General features: G+C 56.1%; 14 protein-coding genes. All 14 read right to left on the bottom strand.

Annotated elements, in window-relative coordinates; translation table 11 throughout:
- Positions 1 to 6 precede the first annotated feature (6 nt).
- Complete coding sequence (locus tag AC5DB9_RS06490) at positions 7 to 957, bottom strand: acetyl-CoA carboxylase carboxyltransferase subunit alpha (protein ID WP_022957644.1); 951 nt, start codon at positions 955 to 957, stop codon at positions 7 to 9.
- A gap of 82 nt (positions 958 to 1,039) precedes the next feature.
- A complete protein-coding gene (dnaE, locus tag AC5DB9_RS06495; RefSeq protein WP_272990464.1) occupies positions 1,040 to 4,522 on the bottom strand; it encodes a DNA polymerase III subunit alpha in 3,483 nt (1,160 codons plus the stop codon).
- A 45-nt stretch (positions 4,523 to 4,567) separates the two neighbouring features.
- On the bottom strand, positions 4,568 to 5,197 hold the full coding sequence (rnhB, locus tag AC5DB9_RS06500; protein ID WP_272990461.1) for a ribonuclease HII: 630 nt from the start codon (positions 5,195 to 5,197) through the stop codon (positions 4,568 to 4,570).
- On the bottom strand, positions 5,197 to 6,363 hold the full coding sequence (gene lpxB / locus AC5DB9_RS06505) for a lipid-A-disaccharide synthase (RefSeq protein WP_022957647.1): 1,167 nt from the start codon (positions 6,361 to 6,363) through the stop codon (positions 5,197 to 5,199). Before lpxB ends, rnhB begins: the two co-directional genes overlap by 1 nt.
- A 39-nt stretch (positions 6,364 to 6,402) precedes the next feature.
- Positions 6,403 to 7,200: an acyl-ACP--UDP-N-acetylglucosamine O-acyltransferase gene (gene lpxA / locus AC5DB9_RS06510; protein WP_022957648.1), complete on the bottom strand. Its 798-nt coding sequence runs from the start codon at positions 7,198 to 7,200 to the stop codon at positions 6,403 to 6,405.
- A complete protein-coding gene (gene fabZ, locus AC5DB9_RS06515) occupies positions 7,200 to 7,640 on the bottom strand; it encodes a 3-hydroxyacyl-ACP dehydratase FabZ (RefSeq protein ID WP_022957649.1) in 441 nt (146 codons plus the stop codon). The genes lpxA and fabZ overlap by 1 nt, the downstream gene beginning before the upstream one ends.
- A gap of 3 nt (positions 7,641 to 7,643) precedes the next feature.
- A complete protein-coding gene (gene lpxD / locus AC5DB9_RS06520; RefSeq protein ID WP_022957650.1) occupies positions 7,644 to 8,705 on the bottom strand; it encodes a UDP-3-O-(3-hydroxymyristoyl)glucosamine N-acyltransferase in 1,062 nt (353 codons plus the stop codon).
- Between the two features lie 3 nt (positions 8,706 to 8,708).
- Entirely contained in the window at positions 8,709 to 9,218 is a 510-nt protein-coding gene (locus tag AC5DB9_RS06525) for an OmpH/Skp family outer membrane protein (RefSeq protein ID WP_022957651.1), read from the bottom strand.
- Between the two features lie 30 nt (positions 9,219 to 9,248).
- The gene (gene bamA / locus AC5DB9_RS06530; RefSeq protein ID WP_272990453.1) at positions 9,249 to 11,828 is read right to left on the bottom strand and encodes an outer membrane protein assembly factor BamA; all 2,580 of its coding nucleotides are present in this window, start codon (positions 11,826 to 11,828) and stop codon (positions 9,249 to 9,251) included.
- A gap of 83 nt (positions 11,829 to 11,911) precedes the next feature.
- On the bottom strand, positions 11,912 to 13,270 hold the full coding sequence (gene rseP / locus AC5DB9_RS06535) for a sigma E protease regulator RseP (RefSeq protein WP_272990452.1): 1,359 nt from the start codon (positions 13,268 to 13,270) through the stop codon (positions 11,912 to 11,914).
- An 11-nt stretch (positions 13,271 to 13,281) separates the two neighbouring features.
- A complete protein-coding gene (gene ispC, locus AC5DB9_RS06540; protein ID WP_272990449.1) occupies positions 13,282 to 14,460 on the bottom strand; it encodes a 1-deoxy-D-xylulose-5-phosphate reductoisomerase in 1,179 nt (392 codons plus the stop codon).
- Positions 14,460 to 15,296 (bottom strand): phosphatidate cytidylyltransferase, encoded by an 837-nt coding sequence (locus AC5DB9_RS06545; protein WP_272990446.1) that lies wholly within the window; start codon positions 15,294 to 15,296, stop codon positions 14,460 to 14,462. The genes ispC and AC5DB9_RS06545 overlap by 1 nt, the downstream gene beginning before the upstream one ends.
- A 15-nt stretch (positions 15,297 to 15,311) precedes the next feature.
- Complete coding sequence (gene uppS, locus AC5DB9_RS06550) at positions 15,312 to 16,070, bottom strand: polyprenyl diphosphate synthase (protein WP_022957656.1); 759 nt, start codon at positions 16,068 to 16,070, stop codon at positions 15,312 to 15,314.
- A gap of 23 nt (positions 16,071 to 16,093) precedes the next feature.
- Positions 16,094 to 16,615: a ribosome recycling factor gene (frr, locus tag AC5DB9_RS06555; protein ID WP_374962710.1), complete on the bottom strand. Its 522-nt coding sequence runs from the start codon at positions 16,613 to 16,615 to the stop codon at positions 16,094 to 16,096.
- Between the last annotated feature and the right edge of the window lie 49 nt (positions 16,616 to 16,664).

Consider the following 16,664-nt stretch of genomic DNA (forward strand, 5'->3'; position numbering starts at 1 on the left):
AAATCATCAGACGGTGCCGTAGGACATCAATCGGTCGTAGCGGGTTTCCAGCAGTTCTTTCTCAGGAAGCGCCTGAAGCTTCTCCAGCTCCTTGAGAATATGCGCTTTAACCCGGCTGGCACTCTCGTCGATGTCGCGGTGTGCGCCGCCCTGAGGCTCCGGAATAGTCGCGTCGACAATGCCCAACTCTTCGAGCACCGTTGAGGTCAAACCCATTGCCTCAGCGGCATCAGGTGCGTATTCACTGCTCTTCCAGATGATATTCGCGCAGCCTTCTGGGGAGATAACGAAATAGGTCGAGTACTGAAGCATGGCGATATGATCGCCCACCCCGATCCCCAGGGCGCCACCGGAGCTGCCCTCACCGATAACAATGCAGATGATCGGCGTTTTGAGGCGGGACATCACTGCCAGGTTTTGCGCGATGGCCTCCGAAATGCCCCGCTCTTCGCTGTCGATCCCCGGATAGGCCCCCGGGGTGTCGATAAGGGTAACAATAGGTAAATTGAACCGCTCGGCCATTTCCATCAGACGCAGCGCTTTACGATACCCCTCAGGCTTGGGCATACCGAAATTGCGTTTCACTTTTTCGGTAACACCGCGGCCCTTTTCCTGGCCGATCACCATTACCGGCTTGTCACCAATACGGCCAATACCACCGACTATCGCCGAGTCATCACCGAAGTGGCGATCACCGTGCAGCTCGTCAAAATCCGTGACAATGCGGCGGATATAGTCCAGCGCATAGGGACGCATAGGATGACGGGCAATCTTCACCACATCCCAGGGACGCAGCGAGGAGAAAATTTTCTCGGTCAGCTTGCTGCTCTTGTCCTTGAGCTTGGCGATTTCCTCACTGATATTAATATCGTTGTCGTTGCCGACGAGTTGCAGCTCTTCAATCTTGGCTTCCAGCTCGGCGATTGGTTGTTCAAAGTCGAGGTAGTTCGGATTCATTGCTCTGTTTTATTCGCTCTGTTGACGTGTTGCCCACATAGTTTCAATGAGAAATGGGGACATTCATGCCGGTGATTATACGTTAATCGTATTTGATCACCACGTTATTTGCCCCACAGTCTTCGCGCAAGCGAATCAGCACATCTTCCTGTGGAAGTATGCGCCAGTCGCCACTCAATCTCAGCCGCGCCTCACCTTCTGGACGCCGGTAGCGGATCACCACGGGGCAGTTCCCCCCGCGCACACTGCCCAGCGCCGACTTGAGCCGCTGCAACTGTTCTGCACTGCTGTGCTCTGATTCGATCAACAGCTCAAGCTCCCGCGCGTGGTGCTCTCTGGCCTCGGCCAGACTGCGCAGGGATTTTACCCGCATTTTTTTGCCGCCACTGTACTCGTCAAAGCTGCATACACCTTCGACGACCAGCACCGCGTCTTTCACCAGTTTGTCGCGACACTCTTCATACACGTCACTGAACAGGGCCACTTCTATTCGGGCCGTGCGGTCATCCAGCAACAGGAAGGCCATGGTATCGCCGCGCTTGTTTTTCATGGTGCGCATATTCACCACGAGACCGGCAACGGTCTGCGCCTGCTTGTCGGGATTCAAGTCGACAATGCGGCGTGGCACAAACTGGCGCAGCTCCGCTTCGTAATCGTCGATGGGGTGGCCGGTCACGTACAGACCCAGCGTGTCCTTTTCCCCCTGCAGGCGCTCTTTGGTCGTCCAGCGCCGAGCATCGCGGTAAGGCTCATACACATCGCGATTATCCACCGCTAATGTGTCACCAAAGAGATCAACCATACCGATTTCGCTGTTCCGCGCGGCCTGCTCCGCCACTTGCACCGCTTCGGGCATGGCCGCCATCAATACCGCACGGTCTTCGCCGAGATCGTCAAAGGCGCCACTGCGAATCAGTGCTTCAATCGCTCGCTTATTGACCTTGCGCGGATCGGTGCGTTCGCAGAAATCGAACAGGTTCTTGAAGGGGCCACCGCTGCTTCTTGCAGCAATAATATTTTCTACCGGACCTTCACCCAGCCCCTTGATCGCCCCAAGACCATAGACAATCTGCCCCCGGTCATTCACGGTGAACATATACTCACCCTCGTTGACTGAGGGGAGTTTGTAATCCAGCTTCATCTCGCGGCATTCTTCGATGAACACCACGATTTTGTCGGTATTGTCGAGTTCGGAGCTCATTACCGCCGCCATAAACGGCGCCGGGTAATGGGTCTTCAGCCAGGCAGTCTGATAGGAGACTAAGGCGTAAGCAGCCGAGTGCGACTTGTTAAAACCGTAGCCCGCGAACTTCTCCATCAGGTCGAAGATGTTGGAGGCCAGCTCTTGATCAAAGCCCTTCTCTACCGCCCCGGCCAGGAACAAGCCCCGCTGCTTTTCCATCTCTTCGGGCTTTTTCTTACCCATCGCCCGACGCAGCAAGTCAGCGCCGCCCAGCGTATAGCCGCCCATTTCCTGCGCGATCTGCATAACCTGTTCCTGATACAGGATAATGCCGTAGGTCGGCTGCAGTATGGGTTGCAGGCATTCGTGTTGATACTGGGGGTGGGGAAAAGCCAGTTCGGCGCGGCCGTGCTTACGATTAATAAAGTCGTCTACCATGCCGGACTGCAGCGGCCCCGGACGGAACAGGGCCACCAGTGCGACGATATCTTCAAAACAGTCGGGCAGCAGCTTCTTGATCAGCTCCTTCATGCCGCGTGATTCCAGCTGGAATACCGCCGTGGTTTCCGCGGACTTGAGCAGATCGAACGTCTTCTTGTCTTCCAGCGGAATCGCCATGATATCCAGTGGATCTTCACTGACCTTGGCTCGCTGGGCATTAACGATTTTCAACGCCCAATCGATGATGGTCAGAGTCCGCAGACCGAGGAAGTCGAACTTGACCAGTCCGGCATCCTCAACGTCGTTCTTGTCGAATTGGGTCACCAGACCACTGCCGGTTTCGTCGCAGAACAGCGGCGCAAAATCCGTGAGCTTGCTGGGCGCAATCACCACGCCCCCGGCGTGTTTACCCACACCTCGCACAACCCCTTCGAGCTGCTCCGCCATATCCCAGATTTCCTGAGCCTGTTCATCGGCCTCCAGAAACTCCTTGAGAGCAGGCTCCTGCTCCAACGCCTTGCTCAACGTCATCCCCACTTCAAAGGGGATCAGTTTGGATAGCTTGTCGGCCAGACCGTAGGACTTGCCCTGCACCCGCGCCACGTCCCGCACAACAGCCTTGGCGGCCATTGTGCCGAAAGTGATGATCTGACTCACCGCGTCGCGGCCGTAGTTATCGGCCACGTAACTGATCACCTGATCGCGACCGTCCATACAGAAATCGACGTCGAAGTCAGGCATCGACACCCGCTCCGGATTGAGGAATCGCTCGAACAGCAGGTCGTACTCAATCGGGTCAAGGTCGGTGATTTTCAGTGCATAAGCGACCAGCGACCCCGCACCGGAACCCCGACCCGGTCCGACTGGAATATCGTGGTCCTTGGCCCACTGGATAAAGTCCATCACGATCAGGAAGTAGCCGGGGAACCCCATCTGCAGGATGATATCCAGCTCAAAATCCAGCCGCGCGCGGTATTCCTTTTCTGTATCGGCAAAGCTTGGTGCGGCGCGATCGAAGAGAAAATCGAGCCGCTCATCCAGGCCCTTGTGACACAACTCACGAAAGAACTGCTCCTGCGTCATGCCTTCAGGAATCGGGTATTCAGGCAGGTAATAGGTGCCCAGCTTGACGGTCAGGTTACAGCGCCGCGCGATCTCAACACTGTTTTCCAGCGCCTCGGGAATGTCGCTGAACAGCTCAAGCATTTCCTCGGTACTGCGCAGGTATTGCTGATCACTGTAATTGCGTGGCCGACGTGGGTCATCGAGCACCCGGCCATCGCGAATACATACTCGGGCTTCGTGGGCCTCAAACTCATCACTGTGGATAAAGCGCACATCATTGGTCGCCACCACCGGACACGATAGCTTAGCCGCCAGAGCGACAGCATCGTGAATGTAGTCCTCTTCGTAGGGCCGACCGGTACGCTGCAGCTCTAGGTAAAAGCGATCCCCAAACACCGACAGCCAGCGCGATAGCCGCGCCTCTGCCAGCTCACGCTTACCCGACACCAATAGCTGCCCGACATCGCCATCGCGCCCCGCCGACAGTGCGATCAAGCCCTCGCTCTGCTGCTCCACCCAGCTACGGTAGACATAGGCCTTGCCCTGCCACTGCCCCTCCAGGTAAGCGCGAGAAATCAGATCGGTAAGATTGTGATAGCCGGTCTCGTTCTGCACCAACAGGCATAAGGTGCTTATCTGTTCCGGGTCATCATCTTCGCGCAACAGCAGATCACTGCCGTAAATGGGCTTAATCCCCGCCCCTTGCGCGGCCTTTTGGAACTTGATCAATGCATAGAAATTACACAGGTCAGTCAGCGCCACAGCAGGCATTCCCAACGCAGCGGTGTGCTTGCACAGGTCTTTGACCCGCACCAGGCCATCGACCAGCGAGTACTCGGAGTGCACGCGAAGATGAACGAAACTTTCATTCAGCATGGTCATACCTATGTCGTGATACACCGCCTTGATAGCGGCCAGAAATTACGATCGGGCGATTTCCAGCAGAGCCCTGACCGGCGCGTAGCTGCGGCGGTGAATCGGCGTAACACCCAGTGTACGCAGCGCTTCCAGATGAGCCTTGGTCGGATAACCTTTGTGCCCCGCCAGACCATAGCCAGGGTAACGGGCGTCCAGCTCACACATTTCCCGGTCGCGCACCACCTTGGCAAGAATCGACGCAGCAGCAATGGCTGCCACCTTGCTGTCACCCTTCACAATGGCCTGAGCACGGTAGGACCAGCGCGGCAGTCGATTACCGTCAACCAGTACCAGCTCCGGCGTTATCGCCTGCCCCTGTCGCTGCAAGCCCTCAACCGCTCGGGTCATGGCCAGCATACTGGCATGCAGGATATTCAGCCTGTCGATTTCCTCGACGCTGGCTCGCGCCACACAAAACGCCAGCGCCTTGCCGCAAATTTCGTCAAACAGAGCCTCGCGACGCTTCTCCGTGAGCTTTTTGGAGTCGTTGAGGCCGGCGATAGGCTGCGCCGGATCAAGAATAACCGCAGCGGCAACTACATCACCACACAGCGGCCCTCGCCCGACCTCATCAACACCGGCGGTCAAGGCAGGAAAGTCGTCTAGTGCTGCAAACAGATCCGCCGTTTCCACTACTCAACCGCCTCATCGCGAGACGGCTTGCCAGCAACCTGCAAGACGACTTCAGCCGCCTGCTCGCTGGCGTTGCGCGCCAGATTCACATGAATACGCCGGAACTCGGCAATCAGCGCCGCACGCTCATTGCTGTTGCTCAACTGTTCCAGAATCAGCGGCCCGATGACCTCGGCAGCCACCTCTTCCTGCAATAGTTCAGGCACCAGTGAGCGCTTGGCCAACAAGTTGGGCAGTGAGAAGAACGGTGTTTTCACCAAGCGCGACAGCAAGGCGAACGACAGCTTGCCAAAACGATAGCAGACCACCATTGGCCGCTTGAGTAACAGCGCCTCGAGGCTAGTTGTGCCGGACGCCATCAGCACTGCATCGGATGCCGCCATCACCGTGCGGGACTGCCCAAGCACCACCCTCACCGGCAAGTCAGCCGTCTGATTCGCGATAGCATCGAGAATCTGGCGACGGCGATCTTCATTGGCGGCAGCGACCATGAACTCAATGTTCGGCAATGCCCGTCTCAGCCACTGCGCCGACTCCAAAAACGTCGCGATCAACTGCGACACTTCGCCGCCCCGGCTACCCGGCAGCAGCGCCACCATTGGCTGATCACCCTCGATGTCCAGTTCGGTTCTGGCCTGCTCTCGCTGGTCGTCCAGAGAAATCTGGTCGGCCAGGGGATGCCCGACACAACTGACCGGCACACCATGCTCCCGATAGAAATCTTCCTCAAAGGGAAACAGGGTCAGCATATGGTCCACAGACTTGGCGATGTTTTTGATGCGCCCGCGCCGCCACGCCCAGACCGAGGGGCTGACATAGTGCAGCGTAGGCACACCCTGGTTGCGCATAAAGCGCTCAACATTCAACGTAAAATCAGGAGAGTCGATACCGATCAGCACATCGGGCTGCCAGTTCAACAGGTGCTGTTTCAGATGGCGACGAATGCGCAGTAACTCCGGCAGACGCTTCAGCGGTTCTGAAAAGCCCATTACCGACAAGCGGTCCATATCGCAGATGCTGTGAAAGCCCTCCGCCAGCATCAGCGGCCCACCGATACCTTCGAATCGCGCGTGGGGGTAGCGCCGCTTGATCGCTTTCATCAGGTCGGCACCGAGGATATCTCCGGATGCCTCACCCGCAACAAGCGCAATTTTTAATGAAGCCATAGCACATCAGGCCGGCGGAGCCGGCTCCAGTATCAAGCGTTAGCGGACAATACCGCGTTGGGAGTTCTTCAGAGAGTCGGCCATCAGGCCCACGGTAGGCTGCTCATCAATCAGCGGCTGCAACGCGGCCAGCGCTTCTTCCACAGTCAGGCCATGCCGGTAGATAATTTTATAGGCACGGCGGATAGCCGCGATGGCCTCCGCGGAAAAGCCCCGGCGTTTCAAGCCTTCCACGTTGATGGTTTTCGCCTCGGCAGGGCTGCCGCTAACCGTCACGTAGGCGGGTACATCTTTACTGATGTGACAGCCAAAGCCGGAAAAACTGTGGGCACCAATATGGCAGAACTGGTGGACCAGCGAGTAGCCGCTCAGGATCGCCCAATCTCCCACTACAACGTGCCCGGCCAGCGATGCATTATTCACCAGAATGCAGTGATCGCCCACTACGGAATCATGCCCAATGTGGGCATAGGCCATAATCAGATTATCGCTGCCGATCACGGTCTTACCCTGATCCTGCACCGTGCCGCGGTGAATCGTGACGCCTTCGCGGATGATGTTGTTGTCGCCAACAATCAGTTCGGTGGGCTCACCTTTGTACTTGAGATCAGGGGTATCTTCACCCACCGTGGAGAACTGATAAATCGTATTGTTCTTGCCAATACGCGTAGGCCCGTTAAGCACAACATGAGAACGGATATCACAGCCTTCGCCCAACTCAACATGCGGACCAACAAGCGTCCATGGTCCGATCTTGACGTCGGCAGCAATGATCGCCGTGGGGTCAATAATCGCCCGAGGGTCTATTTGCGCACTGGGGTGAATATGTCCCGACATCACTTCTTCCGATCAATACACAAAATGGACGCGGAACAGGCGAGCTGGTCTTCTACATAGGCCTGACATTCAAATTTCCACAAGCCCCGGCGATCGGACACATACTGGGCTTTCAGGATCAACTGGTCTCCCGGCACCACCTGCCGCTTGAAGCGTGCGTTGTCGACACCAGCGAACATATAGATCGAACCGTCTGACGGCTTTTTCTCCAAGGTTTTAAACCCGAGGATACCCGCGGCCTGAGCCATCGCCTCGATAATCAGTACGCCCGGCATGATCGGCATGCCGGGAAAATGACCGTTAAAGTGGTTCTCGTTGCCGGTCACGTTTTTGACGGCCACGATAGACTCACCGGGAGTCAGTTCAATGACTTTATCGACGAGCAGAAACGGATAACGCTGAGGCAAATATTCCTGAACTTCATTAATGTCCATGAGCATGGCTTAACTCTTGTCCTCATGTAGCTTTTTTAATTGTTTTTCCAAGGCTTGAACCTGGCGATACAGCTCGTCAAGTTTGCCGAAACGGGCGGAGTTTTTACGCCACCTCGCTGTTTCCATCAAAGGGCTGCCACCACTGGAGTAGGTGCCCACCTGATCAATAGATTTGGTTACCAGACTGCGTGCCGTTAAATGCACGCCGTCGGCGATCTGAATATGACCGACCACACCGACATTCCCTGCCAAAGTACAGTGCTTGCCGATTTTTGCACTGCCCGCCACCTGGTTACAGGCAGCCATAGCCGTGCCCTCGCCCACTTCAACGTTGTGAGCGATCATCGTAAAGTCGTCCATGATAACGCCATCGCCAATTACCGTGTCATTCAGTGCGCCACGATCGATACAGGAGTTGGCACCGACTTCCACACGATTGCCGATTCGCACACCACCCAACTGGTGAATTTTCACCCAGCCATCTTTTGACGGTGCAAATCCGAAGCCATCGCCACCAATCACCACACCGGAGTGGATAATGCACTCATCGCCGATGCTGACGCCGTGGTACACCGTGACATTGGCATGCAGATAGCTGTACTTACCGATCTGGCTGCCGCGACCAATCACCGTTCCCGGCGCAATCACCGTGCCTTCGCCAATCTCGGCACCAGCCTCAATCACGCAGTTTGCGCCAATGCTGGCACTGGGGTGCACTTGGTCGGACTCGACAACGGCACTGGGGTGGACGCCAGCACGGGGTTTTTCCAGCGGCTCAAACAAGGCACTGGCTTTCGCATAGGCGAGATAAGGGTTGTCTGAGACCAATATCACCCGGTCATCACCGGCGGCCTGAGCCTCTGCCAACAAGTCAGGGTGAACAATCACCGCTCCCGCCTGGGTCTCAGCCAGCAAGCGGCGATATTTAGCGTTTGCCAGAAAACTGAGCTGGTCGGCTTGGGCGCTGTCTAGTGCGCCGATTCCCCTGACCTGCCGCTGGCCATCGCCATGCAGCGACAACCCCAAAAGCCCGGCCACTTCGGCCAGGCTCAGTACTTTCTGGTCGGGCATGGATTACTTCGCCTGATTCAGCTTATCAGCCACTTTGGCGGTGATATTGTAACCGGCATCTGCGTGCATAACGGCTTTGGCGGGCAGCAGCAGACCAATGTTTTCTTCCTTGATGATTTCCGGCAACAGTTTTTGCAGTTTGGGGCCGATTTCCGCCATGATGGTCTGCACTTCCTGCTGCTGAGCCGCTTCAATTTTACGTGCCAGGTGCTCACCGTCAGAACGCTTGGTGTCGATTTTGTTCTTGGCCAGCTGACGTTGCTCGGCGCTGAGAATTTCCAGATCTTTCTGGAACTGCTCTACCAGCTTTTCGTAGTCTTTGCGCACCTGCTCCAGCTCTGAAACATTGTTCTTGAACTCTTTCTGGTTACGCAACGCGTTCAGGCGCTGTTTGGCAACGTCGGTGTTCAGTACAGCCGCTTCCAGATCGAAGACAGCGATGCGGCCCTGTGCCAGCGCCACTGAACCCCAAAGCATGGCAAAAACCAGGACGGCAAATTTTATCGTTTTCATGACAGACTCCTGAAACAGTTTTCGGATAAATTAAAAAGTGCGACCGAGTGAGAACTGGAAAATCTCGGTCTCGTCGATTTTCTCATCGTTTAGAGCACGTCCCAGACTGAAGGTCAGCGGCCCGAAGCCGGTAATCCAAGTCACACCAAAACCGGCCGAATAGCGTAACTCACTGGCTTTTGGCGATGAACAGTTCAGCTGAGTAGCACCACAACTGGTGCTGAACACATTACCCGCATCGATAAACAGACCGCTGCGCACGGAACGCTGGTCTTTCACGAACGGGAGCGGGAACAGCAGCTCAATACTCCCCTCCACCAGCACGTTACCACCGAAGGGAACAGAGTCATCGTCAAACGACGAGGTATTGACCTCCAGTTTGCCGGTATCGGGATTCAGCACATACGCACCCTGCGCTGACAAGGCGGTCGCATTACCGCTCGCATCGATAGCTGTGGCGGCCTGACTGATACTGTAGATATCTGCCGGCGTGCTGCGCGGGCCCAAGGTATTGGCTCGATAGCCACGCACTGAGCTGAAACCACCCGCATAGAAGTGCTGGAAGAACGGCAGTTTATCGATATTCCCATAGCCGTCGCCATAGCCCAACTCGGTTCGGAAACGCAGGGTCAAGCTGTTGGTTACCGGCACATAGAGCTGGCCATTGTAAGTCAGTCGGAAATACTCCAGATCGGAGCCGGGAATAGCGGCCTCGAGTGACACCGACTGAGATGCACCACGGGTTGCCAGCAGACCGCGGTTCAGGGTTGACTGACGCCAGGAGATGCCTGCCGTGTAGTTATGGAATTCATCACCGTACTCATCGAGGAAACCCGGCTCCGTGCTGTCGACGAGCGCACTGTCAGGCAGGTTTTCAAGGTCTTCCAAAACTTCCGCAACTGTATACCGACCCGTACTACTGTCCATCTGGCTGACAAAGTAGTGATCAATCGCATCGAGAATACGCGGGCTGGTTTTAATTTCTTTTACTGCCGCCACACCCGCTTCGATCGTGGTGTAGGTATAGCCCAGCTCGAAGCCCAAGCGCTGTGTTTCTGAAATCGGATAGCCGAAATTCACACTGGTGCCGTAGGTATCAGTGGTGTAGCTGGCAACGTTGACTTCTTCATAGTCCGTCGCGCGGTAAAATACCGAGAAACCCCGGCTCACGCCGTCTTCTGTAAAGTAGGGGTCAACGTAGTTAAAGCTGGCACTTTGCAGGAAGTCACTGCGCGACACGCCGAAACCTACCTGCTTACCGGTGCCGAGGAAGTTGTTCTGCTGGATATTGGCACTCAGCAGCAGACCGCTGACCTGAGAGAAACCCACACTGGCCCCCAGGCTGCCCGAGCTTTGCTCCTCGACCGTATAGGTCAGGTCAATCTGGTCGTCAGTGCCCGGAACTTCGTTGGTCTCGACCTGCGCACCTTTGAAGTAACCCAGCCGTTCGAGTCGAATTCGCGATAGCTCAATTTTGTCTGCGGACGCGGGTGCCGCCTCCATCTGGCGCATTTCCCGACGCAACACCTCATCGGCGGTTCGCGCATTACCCTCAAAGCTGATGCGGCGAACATAGGTACGTTTACCCGGATCGACGAAGAACTTCAGGGCAACCGTGCCCGCCTCTTCATCTACTTCGGGAATGCCTCGGACCTTGGCAAAGTTATAGCCTTCGTTACCGAGGCGCTTCACCATGAATTCTTCGGTGCTGGTCACCAGTGCTTGCGAGAAAACCTGCCCTTCACGCACCAGAATAAAGCGCTTCAGATCGTCCTCGGGAAGCACCAGGTCCCCGGACAGCTCCGCGCCGCTCACGGTGTACTTATCACCTTCTGTGACATTGACGGTGATGTACACGGATTTGCGGTCGGGACTGATCGATACCTGGATGGAATCGGTATTAAATTGCAGATAGCCGCGATCGAGATAATAGGAGTTAAGCTTTTCCAGATCGCCTTTCAGCTTCTCCCTGGCGTACTTGTCACTGCTACTGAAAAAAGAAAAGAAGCCAGCAGGCTTCAATTCAAACTGTTCCAGGAGTGTTTCATCGTCAAAGACGGTATTGCCGACAATATTGATGTGCTTGATCGATGCCGTGCTGCCTTCATCGATATTGATGGAGATTGACACCCGGTTGCGAGGTTCAGCGACAACATCTGTTTCGATACCCGCATCGTATCTTCCCTGAGACACGTACTGACGGGTCAGCTCCATGCGCATATTTTCAAGGGTCGCGCGCTTGAAGACCTGTCCCTCTGCAAGACCGGCATTTTTCAGGCCATCCATCAGCGCATCGGTTGCCAGAGCCTTGTTGCCTTCAATGTTGATCTTGCTGATAGAAGGACGCTCTTGAACCTTGACGACCAGCACGTCCTGATCGATACCTATGCGAATATCGTCAAAGTTGCCTGTCGCGAACAACGCTCGCGTCGAGCGAGAGATCGCTTCTTGCGTAACAAGGTCACCCACGTTCAACGGCAGGGCAGAAAACACGGTTTCCGCGGCGATACGCTGCAGGCCCTCTACCCGAATATCGTTAAGACGGGTCTGAGCGAGGGCATAGGGGCTTGTCAGACAAAAAAGAACTGCGTACAGGAAAATACGTTTCATCAAAAACCAGCAACCAAGGCTAGGGGTTCACCCGCTCAGATCCGGGCGAGCCACTGATTAAAAAATATCGCTAAGCTCGAATATCAGAGGCGCAATACATCGTTATATAAAGCAAAAAACATGACACCGACAACCAACGCCAATCCGACCTGGTTTGCCAATGCCTGAACCTGTTCTGTTACCGGCTTGCCACGCAACCACTCCAGTGTCGCATAAACAATGTGTCCACCGTCCAATATGGGAATCGGCAACAAATTTAATACCGCCAAACTGATGCTCAGCAAGCCCAGAAAATTCAGCCAGGAGAAAAACCCGTACTGTGCGGAAGAGCCGGCCACTTTAGCAATCGTTATCGGGCCACTCAAGTTTTTCGGCGACAACAGGCCGGTCAACATCTTCTTCAGCGATTCCAGAGTGAAGACACTCATCTGCCAGGTTTTGTTCAGCGCCGCCGTCATAGCCGAAACCGGGCCGTAGTGCATCTCTCGACGCATCTGCTCAGGCCACTCTGGAATTTCTGCTGCGACCCCAACAAAACCCACAGCCACCCCATTATCTTCAAGCTTGCGCTCGGGCGTGAGGCTGATCGCCAGCGGCTGTCCGTCTCGCTCCACGGAGAGCGCCAACGTTATCGACGGACTCGCCCGAGCGATTTGCACCCAGCCCTGCCAATCTTCAATGCGTTTACCGTCAACACTGACAATACGATCACCGGGCTTCAAACCCGCTCGCGCCGCCGCACTGCCATCAACCACCTCACCAACAATTGGCAGAAACTCGGGCATATACAGCGTGACACCCAACTCCGACAGAGGGTTGGGCTCTTCCAGTCCCTGCATCCAGCGGTCAATCGCTACGGTATTCTGATAGGTGAGGTCACTATCGGGCCATTTTACCGACAGCGTCAGATTGCCGGTCTCACCAATCCGCTCCAGCAGCTGCATTTGCAGGCTTTCCCAGGTTGGCGTCTCTTCACCGTCTACGGCAACAATTTCCTGGCCGCTTTCCAGTCCTGCCCGCTCAGCCAGTGAGCCAGGCATGACGTCGCCGACAATGGGCGCAACACCGCCCACGCCATTCATGAAAATCGCCCAGTAGGCAACAATCGCCAACGCAAAATTAGCCAGCGGCCCAGCCGCCGCAATCGCGATACGGCGGGCGGGCGTTGCGCGGTTAAAGGCCATATGAGCCATATCTTCCGGCACGTCACCCTCGCGCTCGTCCAGCATTTTGACGTAGCCGCCCAGTGGTATCCCCGCTACCGCGTATTCAGTACCGGATTTATCGCGCCAGCTGAGCAGCGGCTTGCCAAACCCCACCGAAAATCGCAGCACTTTGACACCACAGCGGCGCGCCACCCAGAAGTGTCCGAACTCGTGGATAGAAACCAACACCCCAAGGGTGACAATGGTGATCAGTATGGTTTGAAGAATCTCTAGCACCGTCCTACCTCTCAGCCCCGTTTGTACCCAGGAATCAATGCTGCGGCTCGCTCTCTCGCCAGCCTATCCGCGGCTTTGACATCATCCAGCGATGTCGGTTCAACGTTCTCAAAGCACTCCATGACCGATTCCAGCACTCGCGGAATCGCTGTAAAAGGCAGAGATTCCGCGAGAAATGCCTCAACGGCGACTTCATTGGCCGCATTCAGCACGGCACTGGCCACCCCACCGGCTTCTGCGGCCTCTCGAGCCAGGCGCAAACAGGGGAAACGCTGCTCATCCGGCGCTTCAAAGTCCAGCCTTGCCTGCATAATCAGGTCGAGAGTGGCCACTCCGGACTCCATTCGCCCGGGCCAGGCAAGCGCGTGAGCAATGGGCGTTCGCATATCCGGCTGCCCCATTTGCGCCAACACCGACCCATCGACATATTCCACCATTGAATGAATAACGCTTTGAGGGTGAACGACCACCTCGATTTTCTGTGGGGGACAATGGAATAACCAACAGGCCTCAATCAGCTCCAAGCCCTTGTTCATCATGGTGGCAGAATCAACAGAAATCTTCCGCCCCATTGACCAGTTGGGATGAGCACAGGCCTCATCGGGCGTCACCGCAGCCAGCGAATCCAGCGGACGCTGGCGGAAAGGACCTCCGGAGCCCGTCAGCAGAATTCGCCGCACCCCCTGCGCACCCAGGCCGCGGCGATCGATACCCGGCATGCATTGAAAAATGGCGTTGTGCTCGCTGTCGATCGGTAGCAGCGTCGCACCGTGATCCTCGACAGCCTGCATAAACAGTCGACCCGCCATAACCAGCGACTCTTTGTTCGCCAGCAGGACTTTGCCACCGGACTTAACGGCTGCCAACGTAGGCATTAGCCCAGCCGCGCCTACAATTGCCGCCATGACCGTCTCGGCCTGACTGGCAACCTCACAGAGTCCCTGCTCGCCTTCCAACACCTCGGTGTCACTGCCCGCCTCTTTGAGACGCTGCCGGAGCTGGCTAGCAGAGGACTCATCCCGCAGCACCGCGTAGCGAGGCGCATGCGCCATGACCTGATCGAACAGCACATCAATACTGCGATTGGCGGTGAGCGCGAAAACTTCATACTGCGAGGGATGGCGCGCCAGTACGTCGAGCGTACTGACACCAATCGAGCCGGTAGACCCGAGAATGGCAACTTTCTCCATTACTGCCAGCCCACCGACATCAACCCAAGAGCGAAGACTGGCGATGCCGCCGTCAAGCTATCCACTCGGTCCATAATGCCGCCGTGCCCGGGCAAGATGTGACTGCTGTCTTTAATCCCGCGGTGGCGTTTGATCATACTTTCGAGCAGATCCCCCAGCACTGACGCCAGGACCGTTATCGCAGCAACCACAAGCATCGGCAACAGCCCTACCGGCATGCCGGCAGGCCAAACAAGCCAAAGCACGGCCATCAGCGAAAGGCTGCACAGCACCCCGCCCCAAAATCCGGCCCAGGATTTACCCGGACTCACGGCGGGAGCCAACTTGGCCTTGCCAAATGCCTTGCCGAAAAAATACGCACCAATATCCGCCGCAGCGACCAAGGCCACCAGCATCACAATCATCCAGGCGCCATTTTGCATGGCGCGCAGGTAGCTCAGCGCAACCCAGGTGGGCAACAATACCAACACCCCGATAAACAGGCGCATCAGGCGGGAGCCCCACAGGCCAGCGCTGGCCGGGTAGCTTTTCACCCATAGCAGCGCGATGGCCCACCACAAACAGCCCGCAACAAGCACATCGCGAACCGGAAGCGGGTTAAGGGAATCATAAAAACCAAGATGCATGGCCATAGCAGCGATCAAGCCGCCGATACCGGCAACGTATAACAGCCGTGCAGGCAGGCCCTGCAAGCCACTGAGATCTGACCACTCCCAGGCAGCCAGCAAAACAATCGCAGCAAACACCAGAGACAATTGCGAGGGAGACAGTCCAGCGATCGCCGCCAACAGCGCCACAACAATCAGAACGGCGGTGATAACCCGCTGTTTGAGCATATACAAATCTCCGGTTTACTTGCCGTCGTCGTTATCGTTATCACGGCCACCGAAACGGCGTTCGCGATGCGCAAAAGCATCCAGGGCCTTGGCCATTTCCGCCTCGTTAAAGTCGGGCCACAGGCAGTCACAGAAATAAAATTCGCTGTACGCCAGCTGCCACAGCATGAAATTACTGATTCGCTGCTCACCCGCCGTGCGTATACACAAATCAGGTTTCGGCAAGTCCGCCAGCGCCAACTGCTGGTCAAAGAGCGTAATATCAATATCTTCAGCACGCAATTGCCCTGCCTCGACCTGCCGGGCAAGGCGGCGCGCCGCGCTGACAATATCCCACTGACCACCGTAATCCACGGCAATCACCAGCGTTGTCTGGGTGTTATTTCGGGTGAGCTGCTCGCTGTGCTCCATCTGCTTGCGAAGTCCGGCAGAAAAGCGGTCGCGCTCACCAATGAAGCGCATGCGCACACCGTCTTCATGCAACTGCGCGGTCTCGCTCTCCAGATAATTGGAAAACAGACGCATCAGCGCCTGAACTTCGAGACTCGGACGCTGCCAGTTTTCGCTAGAGAAGGCAAAAAGTGTGACCACCTCCACCCCGCGCTCGCGACAGCTTCTGAGCAGGCCCCGAATAACTTCAACACCAGCTCGGTGGCCGCCTGCCGCCTTCAAACCCCGCTGCCGGGCCCAGCGATTGTTACCATCCATGATGATGGCGACGTGCTTCGGCGCGGCGGGGCCATCTGGGGCATTGCGCCCCTTACTTGCTACCATGTAAAACGCTGCTTCTCGGCCGATCAGATTTCCATCAGATCTTTTTCTTTCACCGCCAGAGCCTTGTCCACTTCAGCGATATACTTGTCAGTGATTTTTTGCACGTCATCCTGGGCACGACGCTCTTCGTCTTCACTGATGTCTTTTTCTTTCAACAGCTCTTTGATATCGGCCAGCACATCGCGACGCGTGTTTCGAATAGATACGCGTGCGCTTTCCGCTTCCTGTCGAGCCTGTTTGATATAGCCCTTACGCGTCTCTTCAGTCAGCGCCGGCATCGGAATGCGGATCACTGCCCCGGCCGTGCTCGGATTCAAGCCCAGATCCGATTTCATGATCGCCTTTTCGACGTCGGGCACAATATTCTTTTCCCACGGGGTCACAGTCAGTGTGCGCGCATCTTCAATACCGATGTTTGCCACCTGTGACAACGGGGTTTCTGAGCCGTAATACGACACGCGAATACCGTCCAGCAAACTTGGGTGAGCACGTCCAGTACGAATTTTATTGAAGTTTGAGCCCAGCGCCTCAATTGTCTTAGCCATGCGCTCTTGCGCATCCTGCTTCAGTTCATCAATCACTATTCTGTCTCCT

It is taken from the genome of Spongiibacter sp. (assembly GCF_984394615.1).

Coding starts and splice junctions, on each gene's coding strand:
- uppS (WP_022957656.1), bottom strand. CDS start 16,070: ATGGTAGCAAGTAAGGGGCGCAATGCCCCAGATGGCCCCGCCGCGCCG.
- AC5DB9_RS06525 (WP_022957651.1), bottom strand. CDS start 9,218: ATGAAAACGATAAAATTTGCCGTCCTGGTTTTTGCCATGCTTTGGGGT.
- lpxD (WP_022957650.1), bottom strand. CDS start 8,705: ATGCCCGACCAGAAAGTACTGAGCCTGGCCGAAGTGGCCGGGCTTTTG.
- dnaE (WP_272990464.1), bottom strand. CDS start 4,522: ATGCTGAATGAAAGTTTCGTTCATCTTCGCGTGCACTCCGAGTACTCG.
- AC5DB9_RS06545 (WP_272990446.1), bottom strand. CDS start 15,296: ATGCTCAAACAGCGGGTTATCACCGCCGTTCTGATTGTTGTGGCGCTG.
- lpxB (WP_022957647.1), bottom strand. CDS start 6,363: ATGGCTTCATTAAAAATTGCGCTTGTTGCGGGTGAGGCATCCGGAGAT.
- frr (WP_374962710.1), bottom strand. CDS start 16,615: ATGGCTAAGACAATTGAGGCGCTGGGCTCAAACTTCAATAAAATTCGT.
- AC5DB9_RS06490 (WP_022957644.1), bottom strand. CDS start 957: ATGAATCCGAACTACCTCGACTTTGAACAACCAATCGCCGAGCTGGAA.
- bamA (WP_272990453.1), bottom strand. CDS start 11,828: ATGAAACGTATTTTCCTGTACGCAGTTCTTTTTTGTCTGACAAGCCCC.
- lpxA (WP_022957648.1), bottom strand. CDS start 7,200: ATGTCGGGACATATTCACCCCAGTGCGCAAATAGACCCTCGGGCGATT.
- ispC (WP_272990449.1), bottom strand. CDS start 14,460: ATGGAGAAAGTTGCCATTCTCGGGTCTACCGGCTCGATTGGTGTCAGT.
- fabZ (WP_022957649.1), bottom strand. CDS start 7,640: ATGCTCATGGACATTAATGAAGTTCAGGAATATTTGCCTCAGCGTTAT.